15 protein-coding genes are annotated in these 14,320 nt (G+C 59.3%); all 15 read left to right on the top strand.

Annotated features, from left to right (window positions below):
- Positions 1-206: 206 nt before the first annotated feature.
- The 15 genes from ABVF61_RS00480 to ABVF61_RS00410 all read left to right on the top strand — a co-directional run bounded on the left by ABVF61_RS00480 (position 207) and on the right by ABVF61_RS00410 (position 14,319).
- Positions 207-1,508, top strand: coding sequence for a S49 family peptidase (locus ABVF61_RS00480; RefSeq protein ID WP_353991585.1), 1,302 nt, complete (start codon positions 207-209; stop codon positions 1,506-1,508).
- Positions 1,509-1,597: 89 nt separating this feature from the next.
- On the top strand, positions 1,598-2,305 hold the full coding sequence (locus ABVF61_RS00475; protein ID WP_353991584.1) for a head decoration protein: 708 nt from the start codon (positions 1,598-1,600) through the stop codon (positions 2,303-2,305).
- Positions 2,306-2,384: 79 nt separating this feature from the next.
- The gene (locus tag ABVF61_RS00470) at positions 2,385-3,434 is read left to right on the top strand and encodes a major capsid protein (RefSeq protein ID WP_353991583.1); all 1,050 of its coding nucleotides are present in this window, start codon (positions 2,385-2,387) and stop codon (positions 3,432-3,434) included.
- Between the two features lie 11 nt (positions 3,435-3,445).
- Positions 3,446-3,748 carry a head-tail joining protein gene (locus tag ABVF61_RS00465; protein WP_353991582.1) on the top strand — a complete coding sequence of 101 codons (303 nt, stop codon included), beginning with the start codon at positions 3,446-3,448 and terminating at the stop codon, positions 3,746-3,748.
- Positions 3,749-4,426 carry a DUF6441 family protein gene (locus ABVF61_RS00460; protein ID WP_353991581.1) on the top strand — a complete coding sequence of 226 codons (678 nt, stop codon included), beginning with the start codon at positions 3,749-3,751 and terminating at the stop codon, positions 4,424-4,426.
- Complete coding sequence (locus ABVF61_RS00455; RefSeq protein ID WP_353991580.1) at positions 4,423-4,878, top strand: hypothetical protein; 456 nt, start codon at positions 4,423-4,425, stop codon at positions 4,876-4,878. Before ABVF61_RS00460 ends, ABVF61_RS00455 begins: the two co-directional genes overlap by 4 nt.
- An 18-nt stretch (positions 4,879-4,896) precedes the next feature.
- Positions 4,897-5,076 (top strand): hypothetical protein, encoded by a 180-nt coding sequence (locus ABVF61_RS00450; RefSeq protein WP_353991579.1) that lies wholly within the window; start codon positions 4,897-4,899, stop codon positions 5,074-5,076.
- Positions 5,057-6,067 (top strand): phage tail tube protein, encoded by a 1,011-nt coding sequence (locus tag ABVF61_RS00445; RefSeq protein ID WP_353991578.1) that lies wholly within the window; start codon positions 5,057-5,059, stop codon positions 6,065-6,067. Before ABVF61_RS00450 ends, ABVF61_RS00445 begins: the two co-directional genes overlap by 20 nt.
- Positions 6,057-6,587, top strand: coding sequence for a hypothetical protein (locus ABVF61_RS00440; RefSeq protein ID WP_353991577.1), 531 nt, complete (start codon positions 6,057-6,059; stop codon positions 6,585-6,587). The genes ABVF61_RS00445 and ABVF61_RS00440 overlap by 11 nt, the downstream gene beginning before the upstream one ends.
- A 26-nt stretch (positions 6,588-6,613) precedes the next feature.
- Positions 6,614-6,859, top strand: coding sequence for a hypothetical protein (locus tag ABVF61_RS00435; protein ID WP_353991576.1), 246 nt, complete (start codon positions 6,614-6,616; stop codon positions 6,857-6,859).
- On the top strand, positions 6,849-9,974 hold the full coding sequence (locus ABVF61_RS00430) for a phage tail tip lysozyme (RefSeq protein WP_353991575.1): 3,126 nt from the start codon (positions 6,849-6,851) through the stop codon (positions 9,972-9,974). Before ABVF61_RS00435 ends, ABVF61_RS00430 begins: the two co-directional genes overlap by 11 nt.
- Positions 9,971-10,390 carry a hypothetical protein gene (locus ABVF61_RS00425; protein ID WP_353991574.1) on the top strand — a complete coding sequence of 140 codons (420 nt, stop codon included), beginning with the start codon at positions 9,971-9,973 and terminating at the stop codon, positions 10,388-10,390. Before ABVF61_RS00430 ends, ABVF61_RS00425 begins: the two co-directional genes overlap by 4 nt.
- A complete protein-coding gene (locus tag ABVF61_RS00420) occupies positions 10,387-10,911 on the top strand; it encodes a hypothetical protein (RefSeq protein WP_353991573.1) in 525 nt (174 codons plus the stop codon). The genes ABVF61_RS00425 and ABVF61_RS00420 overlap by 4 nt, the downstream gene beginning before the upstream one ends.
- The gene (locus tag ABVF61_RS00415) at positions 10,908-11,330 is read left to right on the top strand and encodes a C40 family peptidase (protein ID WP_353991572.1); all 423 of its coding nucleotides are present in this window, start codon (positions 10,908-10,910) and stop codon (positions 11,328-11,330) included. Before ABVF61_RS00420 ends, ABVF61_RS00415 begins: the two co-directional genes overlap by 4 nt.
- Positions 11,323-14,319, top strand: a complete 2,997-nt coding sequence (locus ABVF61_RS00410; RefSeq protein ID WP_353991571.1) for a host specificity factor TipJ family phage tail protein — start codon at positions 11,323-11,325, stop codon at positions 14,317-14,319. Before ABVF61_RS00415 ends, ABVF61_RS00410 begins: the two co-directional genes overlap by 8 nt.
- Position 14,320: the final 1 nt, after the last annotated feature.

Below are 14,320 nucleotides of genomic sequence, written 5' to 3'. Positions count from 1 at the left end.
TTCATGCATCACAACGCTGTCAATTCAACGACTCGGCGAACACTGGTCTCGTTATAGCTATTTGAGCGTAAAAAATAGCAGAAGACCGAAACATCGTTCTCTCCCATCGTCTTTAACGCACAACGTCCCAAGAAATGAGCGTTTTCCGCTGCGCTCGTGCCAGTGGTGACATGAAACAGAGTGGGTTCGGTAAAAAGGTAACCCCCATGTCGGAAATCAATGAATTGAGCTACCTGCGGGCCGCCTCGCAGGTCTTCGACACGCCGTTGCTGCTGTCGCAGAGCCAGGGGCTTCTGATCGGCGAATATCTGGCAGCGCGCATGCTCGGCCAGGCCATGCCGGAACCGCAGGGCAATCGCTTTCGCGGCGAAGAGGTCATCGAACCTGGCGTTAATGGTCCTGAATGGCAGGGCTATGCCCGCATCGGTAATGTCGCGCGCATTCAGCTGATGGGCGAGCTTGTCAATCGCGGTGCCTGGATGGGGTCCTATTCGGGCATGACGTCCTATGAGGGTTTTACGGAAGCGCTGACCAGGGCCGCGGCTGACAGCGAAGTTTCAACCATATTGCTCGATGTCAATTCACCAGGTGGGCAGGCTGCCGGCATGATTGAAGCCGCGCGTCTGGTGCGTTCTGTTGCCGAACAGAAGCCCGTCATTGCGATCGTCAATTCGTTGGCTGCATCCGCCGGGTACGGCTTGGTGAGCGGTGCTTCCAAGATCGTCATGACCGAAAGCTCGGAGGTCGGCTCAATCGGCGTTCTCTGGCTGCATTTTGATCGCAGCAAGCAGATGGAAAACCGGGGGGTCAAGGCGACCATCATTCATGCCGGCGCGCGCAAGGTCGACGGTCATCCCTTCGGCCCGCTGGAAGGCGATGCGCTGTCGTCGATCGAGGCCAAGATCAACGGCATCATGACCCGGTTTGTATCCCTGGTCGGCGAACACCGTGGCATAGGCGAGGACGCGATCCGCGACCTGGAGGCCAACACGCTGTTCTCGGACGAGGCGGTCTCGGCCGGTCTCGCAGACGAAATCGGCACTTTCGACGAGGTCCTTGAAGATCTTTCCCGCGCCCGCGTCGGGCGCACAATCTCGCAGCAAAGGAGACTAGCCATGAGCGGGAACAACCAGCTGCCCGATGCATCAGCTTCGGGCATTACACAAGAACAGCTCGACACTGCGGCTGCTACTGCACGCCGTGAAGGCGAACAGGCCGGGGCGCAAGCCGAGCGCGGCCGTATCAAGGCCATTTTGGACGGCGACGAAGCCGAAGGACGGGAGGAACTCGCCCGTCATTTTGCCTTCGACACGGATCAAAGCCCGGAGGCGGCAAATGCCGCGCTTGGTAAATCGCCGAAGGCCTCGGTCGAAGCCAAGGAAGAAGACGACTTCGCGGATCGCAAAGACAAGGCGTCGGCAAGTGCCGACCTTGATCTCGGCGGTCCGCTGAAAACGGAAAAACAGCGCTCCAGCCTCTCCAAGGCCGTCGACCGCTTCGCGAAGTAACCCAGCAACCAGCGTTTTACGAGATCTGACTTCGACCCGTTTCAGGGCCGGGGACCACCTTTACTTGGCTGATTGAAAGGACTTTCAACATGTTGCCGCACTACTCTATGACCCAGCCGAAGGGTCTGACTTCGGTCCTGAAATGGGAGGTCAATCCCGATTATTCGCGCGAAAGCGTCACGTTGCTTGCCGGCAGCGGTGTGGTTCGCACGATCACTGTCGGCATGATCCTCGCAATGCTTGCCACCGCGGCGGATATCTCTGCCGCTGTGGCGGTCGATGCCAGCAATACCGGCAATGGTGTTCTCACAATGTCGGCGCCCGCCGTTACCGGCAAGGTCAAAGAGGGTGTCTATACCGTCGTCTGCACCGAGCCGGCGGCCAATGGCGGCACGTTCGAGGTCAGCGATCCGAACGGGGAATCGATCGGTACAGCTCAAGTCGGTGCTGCCTTCACCAAGCAGGTTCGTTTCACCATCGCCGACGGCAGCAATGATTTTGCAGCCAGTGACCGTTTCGAGATCACGGTCTCGGGTGCGGATATCAACCCCAATGCGGGCAAGGTGGTTGCATGGGATCCGACAGCATTTGACGGGTCTGAGGTTCCGTGGGGCATTGCTGCAACCGATGCGGAAGCGCCATACGGTGTCGATCTTCCGATCGGCCTTATCGCGCTGCGCCGTGATGTCCTGTGCTTTGCCAACGGCATCGTCTGGCCTGATGGCGTTACCGATGCGCAGAAGGCGGTCGCCCTCGAAGACCTCGAAAAACAGGGGATCGTGGTCCGCACCGCGTAACCCTCACGATAACGGGCCGGCACTGCCGGCCTTTTTCATACCTTCCGGCACGGCCGGATATCTTCAGGAGTGAAAGGCTATGCCGGAAATTCTCTTTCCCTACTCGAATGTTGAGCTGACCGAAGAGGTCAACCGCATTCCGAATGAATATGGAATGCTCAATGCATTGAACTTGGCGCCCGATGAGCCGATGGCATCGCGTTTTGTGCGCATCGATTTCCGCGACGGATACATCGTCGTTCTCGCGGCCGACGAACCGGGCGCACCCGGTCAGATGTCCGAGCAGGACGATATCGGCGGCACCATCCTCATGATCCCGCACTTTCCGCATTTGGAAACAATCAAGGCTGAGGACCTGGTTGGCGGCGTTGAAGTCATCAACGGCATGATGAGCGCGCGCAATCTCGGCACCGAGACCGCGCGTCGTCTCAACACAATCCGCAGAAACCACTCGATCACCCTGGAGTACATCCGCATGGGTATGCTGCGTGGTTTGATCAAGGATGGTAAGGGTCGCACGCTCTACGATCTCTTCAGCATCTTCAATCTTATAAAGAAGACGATTGACTTTGCCCTCGGCACTGCAAGCACCAATGTCTATGAAAAGTGTGAGGAAGTGATCGACCACGTTCAGACCAATCTGAAAGGCGAAACCTCGACACAAATCGAAACCGTCGTCTCTCCGAGCTTCTTCAGCAAGTTTGTCTCGCATCCGAATGTCGAGAAATTCTGGATACAAACGCAGCAGGCGTCCAGGCTTCAGGACATTGAACGCCAAAACCTTGGTGGCAATTGGGGCAGGGTGTTCGAGTTTGGCCAGATCCTGTGGCGTGAATACAAGGGCTCGTTCCCGGTTCGCAACACGGCTGGTGCAATCACGTCCGAGGCAATCGTCGAGGCGAACAAAGGGCACGCATACCCTGCCGGCACGCAGAACCTTTTCACTACGTATCAGGGACCGGTTCATCACGTCGACATGGTCAATATCGCGCCTGACGCTTCCGATCCGGTCTATATCTCGAGCAAGGTTCTCGATCACGGCGCTGGTGTTGAAATGAAGTCTCAGTCCAACCGGCTCGCGGTTTGCAAGCAGCCGAACCTGGTTGTTGAACTCGAGACCTCCAACTAAGCGGACCGCTTATGCGTTCTGATATTGCAAAAAAAGCTGTCGACGCCGCCTTTGAAAGGCTCGGCGTCGACGGCCTTTACGGCGCGACACCGTGCAAGTTGCTGTTTGAGAGCGACGACGATGTCGGTGTCGACATGGGCGATTTCGTCTCCCGGCCGGTGGGGCGGGAAACGATTTATCTTGTTCGTGCAAGTGAGGTGACGCCGACCGAAGGCGGAGCATTCGAGGTCAACGGCGCAACCCAGAACATCGTTGCCAAGCCAACCCTGAAGGACAATGCCAGGCTCGTCTGGCGCTGCCGCGTGGCTCTTTAGATGCCTGATATCCAGCTTGCCCTGGTCGGAAACCTGCAGAAGGAACTCGACCGGCAGACCAACGAAGTCGCGAGCGCCATTTATGAGGCGACCGACGACGTTGCGGCGGCCGTGAAGAAACGGTTCCGGCAGCAGGTCACCTCTGCCGGCCTTGGAAACCGTCTCGCCAAAACCTGGCGGCACCGGACCTTTCCAGGGCGCAACGTGCTGACCCTGGAGCCTGCGGCGCTGATCTGGTCGAAAGCACCGCATATCGTCTCTGCGTTTTCTTCGGCCGACCCGATCCGCTCGAAAAGTCCGGGCGGGTTTCTTGCGGTGCCGACAGACTTCGCTCCTGCAAGCCGGAAGCGAGGCGCCCGTGGCCGGCGCATGTCCATGGAAGACTTTTTGGAGACCTTCGGCCTCGACAGCCTGAAGGTTTTCCCAAAGCCTGGAAGCGGCAACCGGGTTTTCTACGCGATCGCCGAAAAGGGTTTCAGGAGGTCGGGCGGCAAGAAGCGCCGGTCCCGGGTCGTGAAACAGGGCGGTCGCATCAAGTCGCAACCCGTTCTGATGTACGTGCTTGTCAAGCAGGTCCGGCTCGCGAAGCGCTTCGACATTGACTCCGTCGCTGCGATCGCCGAGCAGCTCTATGTCCGGCGCGTCGTTACAGGAATTGCACGGAGGCTCGGACAATGAATTCCGATACAGCGCTTACAGCGCTCGCGGCTGTCTTGACGACACTTGCCGCGGCAGAAACCTCCATTCCCTCGGTTCATCGGAACGAGCCCCTGGAAAAGATGCTGGAAGCACTCGACGGAGACGCAGCTGGCTACGCCAATTTGATCGACGGCGACATCCAGGTCGACAATGTTCTGATTGGAAACGGCGCCGTTTATGAACTGACGCTGCTGCCAACGCTGGAAATCATTGTTCAAGGCGATACGGATGCCGATCGCCGCGCTGCGCTTTCCGGAATTGTCGGGGCGGTCGCAACGGCGATCGACGCAGATCCGGCCCTGGGTGGCGCCTGCGACGACACCCGGATGTCCGGAATTCAGCGATCGGGTCTTGTGACAGAGGGTGTTCCGAACCTCGCCGGGCTTTTGATCCTGATCGAAGTGCAACTGACTTCAGACCAACCCTTCTGACGATTTCAAAGGTGAGACATGACCAAGAAGCGCACCGCGGCCACGCCGGAGGCGGGCCATTTCCTTTTGCTTGAGGACCACGGCGAGAAGCGCCGCGGTGCGGTTCTCTGGCTTGAGCCGGATGAAATCGAAGCACTCGGGGTCAAGGTCCGCCCGGCAACCGACCTTGAAAAATCCATTGCCGCAGTCCGCGGCTGATCTAAAGGAGCTTTCCCATGGCAACCAGCGCCAAGCCACGCGGCAAGACCTGAACCTTCTGTTCGGCACGCAGACACAGTTTGATACCGCTGCGAGCGGGAACTATATCCCGACGTTCTTCTATTCCGAGAACCTTGGCGAAGCCGAGCCGTTCGAGGAAAATCCGCTGATCGGCCTTGACCGGAACAACAACCGCGATGCGACGGAGCCGCAGCCCGGTCTACTGAGTGCTGCCGGCGATATCGTCGTGCCGCTGGATGCCAACCATTTTCCTTATTGGCTGACGCATCTGTTCGGTGCGCCAAACACGACCGGGGCAGGACCTTACACGCATGTCTGGACGTCCGGCAGCGAAGTTTTGCCCTGGCGCACGATCGAGGTTGAAAAGCGCGCCGGTCTGGCGTTCTACCAGACGCTTGGTGTTGTCGTGAACGGTATGTCTTTGGACGCGACCCGGAGCGGCGGTTTCCGGCAGGTGACGCTCAACTGCCTTGCCCGCAACCAGGTTAAGCTGACCAGCACCGGCGGCGGTGTGCCGCCCGCTATGATACCGACGTCTCTGCTGCCGGCATCGCAGGGCCTTTTGAGGGTCAATGGTGTGCTTGCGGGTAACTTCCTCGGCGCCTCGATCAACTACCAGAACGGCTTTGCTGATGACGAATCGATCAACGGCACAAAGTTTGTCTCCGGCTATGACCTTGATACCGAGGCGCAGCTGACCGGCAACGGCCGCGTTCGTTATGTCGACGATACGTATTACGACATCATGAATGCGGGCAATCCGGTTGCCCTGGAACTGGAGTTCGGAGAGGCAGCGGATGCGCGGATCACCTTTGCGATGCCTGCGGTTCGTTTCGACCGTGCACCGTTCGCGCCGATCAGCGGTCCTGGCCGTCTGGAATCGGAATTCGGGTTCCGGGCCGAGCAAACATCCGGCGCGCCGATGCTGACCGTCACCGTTACAAACAACATTGACGCCTATGTCCTTTAATCCGTCTGAATTTTCGTTCGAGGACCGCGCTGTAGAGTTTCCCTATGGCGTTGTCCTCACCATGCGTCCGGCCAACTCGATCGATGTCGGTCAGGCGCAAACGGAAGCGTCGAGCGCAATCCACGACATGGTCATGCAAAGAGAGGCATTGACCAGCTACGGCGTGCCGAAAAGCCTGCTTGAAGGTTCGGGCGAAGCGGACGAGGTCGACGGTGACGAGGACAGTGTTTCCGACCGGTTTCGCAACTATCTCGGCCTGTCATCCTTTATCTCCAGCGTGCTCCTGTTTGAGCAGGTTGTCACCAGGTGGGAAAATGTGTCCGGTGACGACGGTGCGCCGCTGCCGATCAATCGCACAACGATCGGCCAATTTCTTCTTTATCCGGACATGAAACGGGCTTTCGACAAGGTCGCATATTCCGTTGAATTCGCGGTTCGAGAAGAGGGAAACGTATCCGCCGTCTCGCAGCCTGGTTCGGGCGAGGCGGAGGACAATACTGCAGCGGCTGCAAAGACCTGAACGAGTATTGCGGGCAGAAATGCCCGATGGAAAAGAACCAGCCGCGCACAGGCCTTGGTCAATTGGCGGTGCGGCTCGCGACAGGTGACGGCGTTTGGCGGATCTCCGACAAGGATGGCCGGCGCACCGGCCTCATGATCGGCGAGGCACTTGCCCGCGCCGGTGATCTTACCGCTTCGCAAGCCGGGATCGTCTCGGACTTTCTCGTTCACTACGAAGCAGCCTTTCTAAAGTCCTTCCAGGACCAATACGGAGCGCAACATGAGAGGTAGGATGCCTGAAGTCGGCATTCGGCTTGCTGCTGTTGACGGCAAGGCCGTCCATCGCGAGCTGCGCCGCTTTGGTACTGAAGGCGAGCAGGCGCTCAAGCGGATCGAGCGCGCCAGCAAACCGGCGCGCCGCAGCCTGAAGGCTGTTGACGCAGCAGTCGATGATCTGAGGACGAGCGCGACCGGGCTTTCCGCGAACCTTGGCGCTGCCGGCACGGGTTTGCGCGCGATGGGGCCGGCGGGGGCAGCTGCCGCAATCGGTATCGGTGCCTTGTCGCTCGGCTTTGCAAAGGTCGTGACGTCGTCTCGCGACGCCGCACGCTCGATCGCCGAGGTTGGTGATGCCGCACGCCGGGCCGGTCTTGACGTTGAAGCTTTTCAGGAATTGCAACTTGTTGCGGACCGGAACCGGATATCCGTCGACGCGTTGACCGATGGTATCAAGGAACTGAACCTTCGCGCGGATGAATTCATTCTGACGGGCGCAGGGCCTGCGGCGGAAGCCTTCCAGCGCCTTGGCTTCAGTGCCAGCGAGCTTCAGGAGCAGCTGAAAAACCCGTCCGAGCTGCTGGTTGAGATCGTGGAGCGCCTGGAAGACTTCGACCGCGCCGCACAGATCCGGATTGCGGATGAAATTTTCGGCGGGACCGCCGGCGAGCGTTTTGTTGAACTGATTGACCGCGGCTCAGACAATTTGCGCCGCATGATCGACGAGTCGCGCGATCTTGGCCTGGTCTTTCAGGACGATGTTGTCAAACGCGCCGAGGACCTCGATAGCGAGCTGACCAAGGCATCGCAGACAATAGATCGGAACCTGAAGCGCGCGCTTCTGGATGCGGCTCCGGCAGCTCAGGCACTAAGCGAATTTCTTGCGACCGCTCTTGCCGGTTTCAGTTCCCTGATTGATCTCACGCGCGAGGTTGAGGATCGGTCGACACAGCGGGTTCAGACTGAATTCAACACGCTTTTAAATGATCGGATCTTACTTCTGGAGCGCATCCAGGACCTGGAAACGCGGGCAGGGCGCGATCAGAGATTTGAGCCGCAGCTGAAAACTGCCCGGGACGATCTCGAGCGCCTTGATGTTGAGCTAGAACGTCGACAGAAGGAACTCGACCGCCGCAACGGTTTCAGGGACGATTTTGTCTTTCAGCCGGAACCGCCGCCAGGCGCTGTGCGTGACCAGACCTTCCAGGACGGCGAAGAGCAAAAGCGGCTCGAAAAGCTCGCCGAGGTCTGGGTTGAACGGATCACGCCGGCGGCTGACAAGTATCAGGAAACCTTGCGGGATATCGCGGCGGCTGAAGAGCGGGGCTTTCTGACGGCAGCCCAAGCAGCCGACGCGCGAGCGAAAGCGGCTGAAGACTACCAAAAGGTCATCGACAAGCTGAATTCGAGCGGCAACCGTGACCTTGAAAAGCGCCTGTCGGAAGTCAAGCGGCTGATCGAAACCAGCCGTGCACCTGCAGAAGAGCTGGCAGCGCGTCTGCAGCGCATTGCAGAACTGGAAAACGAAGGGCTGTTCGCGCGCGCGGGCGGCAATGCCGACGACGCCCGGGTCGCGGCCATGCGGGACTATGCCAGTGCCACCGATGATGCTGCGGCCGCTCTTGAGCGCCTGGAGCAGATCGCGTCCGGGGACGGTCCGAGCCGATACGCTGCGCAGCTCGTTGTTGCCGAACGGCGCACAAACGATCTTCGAGAAGCGACCGCTCCGCTGCGTGAAGAGCTGTCCGACAGCCTGGCCGATGCAATTGTCAACGGTGAAGAGCTTTCCGACGTTCTGGAAAAGCTTGCAAAGCAGATCCTGCGCGACTTCCTCGCCGGTCAATTCAACTTCCTGCTGGGCGGTCCTGCGCCGACCGACTTCCTCTCCAGGCTGTTCAGTTCGATCACAGGCGGCCGGGCCGGTGGGTTTGGCGGCGGAGCCGCGACATCCGTTTCGAGCTACAGTCCGCCTGCGACCGCTGCAGCGTCCCTGCCGGCGGCGGCTTCGGCGATCGCGCCGTCAACCGGCGGCTCGGTGGCCTCGCAGGTCTGGCGGTATTTCCTCGGCAAAGGGCTGCAGCCGCACCAGGTTGCCGGGATTGTCGGCAACGTTTCGGCCGAAAGCGCGTTCAACCCGTATGCGATCGGTGACGGCGGCAACGCCTTTGGCCTCTTCCAGCACAATGACCGCCGTTTCAACCTGTTCGACTATATCGGCGGTCGGCAGAACCTCGGCAATGTGCGTGGCCAGTTGGACTTTGCCTGGCACGAATTGCAAACCACGGAAAGCCGCGCGTTCCGGGACCTGCTGGCAAGCCGCAATGTGCGTGAGGCGACTGCTGCCTTCGGCGGGTTCGAGCGGCCGTCCGGCTTTTCCTATGGCAATCCGGAAGCCATGCACAACTGGACAGGGCGCCTGCAGGCGGCCGAAGAGGCACTAAACGTGTTCGGCGGCGATCTTCAGACCGCGTCGTCCGGACTGACGCGCTTTGATGGCGGCATGAGCAAGGCGATCGGATCGCTTGCAGAAGGCAGCACGTCCCTTGCCAACACGGCAACATCCTTTGCCGGTCAATCGCAGGAGCTTGCCGGAACCATGACGGAAGGCCTGCAGAACGTTTTCAGCGGGCTCGGCGACGGTGCCGGGGGCGGTGGCTTCAGCGGGTTCTTTTCCGGGATCTTCAAGGGTCTCGCAGGTGCTTTCGGCTTCAACCGCGGCGGTTCGACTGGACCAGGCGCCGATTCTGATGTCGCCGGTCTTGTGCACGCCAATGAATATGTCTTCAGCGCTCCGGCAACGCGGCGTATCGGTGTCGGTGTCTTGGACCAGATCCACAGCGGCGCGCTGAAAGGGTTTCGTTCTGGCGGGTATGTAACACCGTTTGCCGGGACCGGCAGCGCTACTGGAATGCGCAACTCCGCGGCGAATGACGCACCTGGCAAGATCGAGGTGCACAATTATTCAAATGCGCAAGTCGATGTCGAAGAAAGCCGCGATGAGCGCGGCGGACGGAGCACGAAGTTTATCATCTCGGAGCAAGTCGCAGATTCGTTCTCCCTGCCAGGTGGAGCCGCGCAACGCATGCTCGGCCGCACCTATGGCGTCAAAAAGCAGAGGGCTAAACGATGATACCTGTTTGGCCGGCAGAGCTGCCGAAACCTCAACGCTCCAGTTTTCAGAAGCAGCTCCAGGACCCGCGCATCAAGAAGCGCGCGGAAACCGGGCCGCCTGGTTACAAGCGCCGTTTTTCCTCTGTCAGCACGCTTGTGTCGCTCAGTATCAAGATCAACCGCGAGCAGCTTGCCGTCTTTGAAACCTTCCATGAAGTAGATACTCAAATGGGGGCTTTGCCGTTCTTGATGCCGGATCCGATTACGGACGGCTGGCCGCTGCTCGCGCCCGACGGCAATGCGCTCCTGGCGCCGGATGATGAGCCGATTTTGATCGCTGCCCATTGGCTGGTGCTCTTTGGTGAGAATATGCCGGCCATCAGCAAACCCGGCCTGCAATTCGTCGTCACCTTTCCCGTGTCGGTGATGCCGTGAGGCGGGTTTCGCTCAACAGGCGGCTTCTCCAGGAAGAGCACTCCACCAAAGAAATCGAGGTCGCGCTTTTCCATATTGAGCATGAAGAACTATCGGAGCCGGTTCGCCTGTCGACCGACAATGCAGATCGGCTCACGGATGATCCGCTCACCTACGGAACGCGGTCCACGTTCAACGGTGCAAATCCGGTCAGTGAGCCGTTTCAATTCGTGCTCGTGTCCGCAGATTTGCCGAGCGACCTGGAGGAAGCGCCTGCCGAAGCGGCTATCACCTTAGAGAATGTCACCAAGGGCATTGCGGACGTTCTGCAAATGATCAACTCGCAGGCCACGGTCGACATTGCGCTCGTCCTGGCCTCGTCACCTGATCTGATCGAGGCTGAATTCAGGGGCCTGAAGCTGGTGCGCGCCGAGGGGGATGCCTCCGAGATTACGCTTTTTCTGAGCCGGCAGCCGATCGAGGAAGAAAGCTTTCCATCGGTGCGCATGACCAAACAGAGATTTCCGGGACTTCACAGATGAGTTGGAGCAATAAATATGTCGGCATTCCGTTCAAGGAATTCGGCCGCGAAAGTGTGGGCTGCGACTGCTACGGCCTGGCCGTGCTCGTCTATCTGCAAGAGCTTGGCATGGAGCTGACCTCCTATGCAGGGGACTATGTCAGCTGCGAAGAACGCAAGGAGCTCAACGCGCTCTTTTCGGATGCGATCGAGTTCGGACCCTGGCGGAAAGTCGAGGATCGTGCGCAGCCTTTTGATATCGCGCTCTTTCGAATTGGCAAGCTTGCCGCTCATTGTGGTGTCGTTGTTGGGAACGGCAGGATGTTGCATGTCCAGGGCGAAGACCAGGTCAAGGTTGAAAATTACCGGACTGGTGCCTGGCAGCCGCGCCTTATTGGGCATTACCGTCATGAAGAAATGAGGGTGCGGTCTGATGACTGATACCGTTCCCGTCATTGCTGCGCCGTTGTTCGATCCCGGGGCGAACCGGATCGACATGACGTTGCCGCACGGGCTCACCCTTGCGGAGATCGTCGCGACCGCTTTGCCGGAAGCTGTTGGCGATGATTTGCCGATCCGGGTGGTTCTGGTGACTGAAAAGGGTGCGCAGGCGATCGCGCGCAAGAACTGGCAGTTTGTGCGCCCGCGCGCCGGTGTGCGTGTCGTGATCCGTGTTCTGCCTGGCAAGAACGCACTCCGGTCGATCCTGCAGGCAGTTGTCGCGATCGCCGCGATTGCCATTGGTGCTTTTTTTGCGCCGGCGCTCGCGGGTGTACTTGGCATTTCCGCTGGTCTGGTGCAGGCGGGGCTGACGCTAGGTGTAACGGCTCTCGGCAATCTTCTGATCAATGCCCTTGTGCCTCCTGCAAGTCCTGAAGCACTGGCATCGCCAACGGACAGCGATGTCAAGCAGTCCTATTCCATCAGTGGCTGGAAGAACCGGCTAGCACCGGATGCACCGTTGCCCGTTCCCTTTGGCGAACATCGATATGCACCGCCCTTTGCCGCACGCTCCTATACCGAGATTGTTGGCGACATTCAGTATATCCGGGGGCTCTTCGTCTTCGGACCCGGGCCGGTCAGCTTGTCGGACTTCAAGATCGGGACAACCGATATTGAAGAATATGACGAAGTCGAAATGGAGGTCCGCGAGGGCTTACCGGGCGATGATCCGGTCACGCTCTATCCGCGCCAGGTTCTGGAAGATCTCGCGGGAAGCGACCTGACACGGCCGTTGCCGCGCAATGATGCCGGCAACGTGATTTCCGGCCCGTCGATCGAGGAACCTGTTGTCCGCTACTCCGCGGCAAATGGCACAGGCGCTTCCGTGGTCGTGTCATTCCCAGGCGGGCTCTTCAACTATGACACTAGCGGCAATCTGCAATCGCTTTCGGTGTCGATCCGCATTCGCTATCGGGCGCAAGACAGCGGTGATCCCTGGACAGAGGTTACGACGCTCAATGTTTCTGCGGCGAAGCGTGAGGCGTTCTACCGGCAGCATACATGGGATTTCCCGGCGCGCGGACGTTACGAGATCGAAGTCACACGCATGACCTCAGAGCGCACGAGTTCCCGTGTCCAGGACCGGTCCGTGTTGGTTGCCGTTCAGACCATGCGGCCGGAATATCCGATCAACTATCCGGAGCCGCTCGCGATTGTCGCCTTGCGCATCAAGGCCACTTACCAGCTGAGCGGCGCGCTGGATGATCTGAATGCCCTTTGCAAGCGCGTTTGCCTTGATTGGGACAGCGGTTCCAGCACGTGGATCGAACGGGCGACAAGCAATCCGGCGTCTCTCTATCGCTGGCTTTTGCAGTCAACGGTCAATGCCTATCCGGTGCCTGACAGCGCGATAGATTTCGATCAGCTCGCCGACTGGCATGATTACTGCGCGGCCAAGAACCTGGAATGCAATTTCGTTCTCGATACTGACGCTGCGATGTTGGAAATCCTGCAACTGATTGCCGGGGCAGGGCGGGCCTCGCCGCGGCACGACGGTGTCAAATGGAGTGTTGTGGTCGATAGACCGCAAGACCTGGTTATTGATCATATAAACCCGCGCAACTCGGAGAATTTCCGTTGGCAAAGGGTCTTTCTCGATCCGCCGGACGCGTTCCGGGTGCCGTTTTTCGACAAGACCAACGATTACGAACCAGCCGAGCGGATCGTTCCCTGGCCGGGTTTCGCCGGCGAAGTCACCCTGACCGAAGAGATCGAACTGCCCGGCAAGACTGATCCGGATGAAATCTGGATTGAAGCGCGCCGCCGTCAATATGAGTTGATTCACCGGCCAAACGCATATAGCGCCCTGCAGGACGGTGCGGCCCGGGTGGCAACCCGCGGCGATCTTGTTATGGGCTCATTTGATGTGCTCGAGCAAACGCAGGTTGCAGCGCGCGTCTTAAGTGTTGAGGGGCAGCTTGTTGTCCTGGATCAAGACGTCGTCATGGAAGCAGGTGAGGCCTATGCGATCCGGTTTCGCTCGGGCCTTTCCGAAGCCGATACAATCGGCGTTTCAACAGTGCGCACGGTCAAGACCGTTGAGGGTGTTTCAGATGCGGTTGTTCTGTCAGGCAGCGGCGTTCCGCCAAAGGCCGGTGACCTGGTGCACTTTGGCAAGGCGGTCTCTGAAAGCAAGGCGCTGATCATCAAGGGTATTGAGGCCGGCGATAACTTTACCAGCCATGTGACGATGATTGACGCGTCTCCGATCGTCGACACGTTGACCGATGCCGAAACGCCTCCGATCTGGTCTGGCGTCGTCGGCAGTGAATTGAACGATCCGCTACTGGTTCCAGCCGCGCCGGTCTTCACGGCCGTCCGGACCGGCTTTGCCGGAACTGGCGATCCGAATGGTCTGGATGTTCTTATCAGTCAGGGATCCGGCAGCTCGGCGATCGTATCGACCTTTGAAATCGATCATCGTCTGACAGGGACCGCGACCTGGACCACGATTTCGATTTCGTCGGGCGATGGCGGCTCGCCCATTTCTGGTTATGTCAGCGGCAACAGCGTTGACCTCAGAGCCCGCGCATTGACACCGAACGGGACGCCGGGGCCTTACAACACGATTGCGGTGGTCACGATCGGGGATTCGGATGCTGCCTTGCCGATGGCGCTCGGTGCGGGCAGCGGCGTTGCCGGAGACGTCGCGCACGCTGATATCACCATCGTTACTCAAAACGACGACAATGTCGTCGAGGTGATCATTTACCGGCTCGCGTCCGGCGGTGTGCTTGATACGGGCCTGCACCAGATTGGTGCGCACGCCGTTTCCAAATCATCGACACTTGTTGTCGTCGACGGCGATTCCACCGGCCAGGACACCAGCCTGCTGCCGGCGGGTGACTACGACTATTACCTCGAACCGCAGAACCAGGACGACCAGGCCGGACCGCTTGCCGGGCCGTTCACGGTGACCGTCACATAAG

This window comes from Roseibium sp. HPY-6, assembly GCF_040530035.1.
Classification (GTDB): domain Bacteria; phylum Pseudomonadota; class Alphaproteobacteria; order Rhizobiales; family Stappiaceae; genus Roseibium.
Note: the sequence above shows the minus strand (reverse complement) of the source record. Positions and strands in the feature narration are given on the sequence as shown.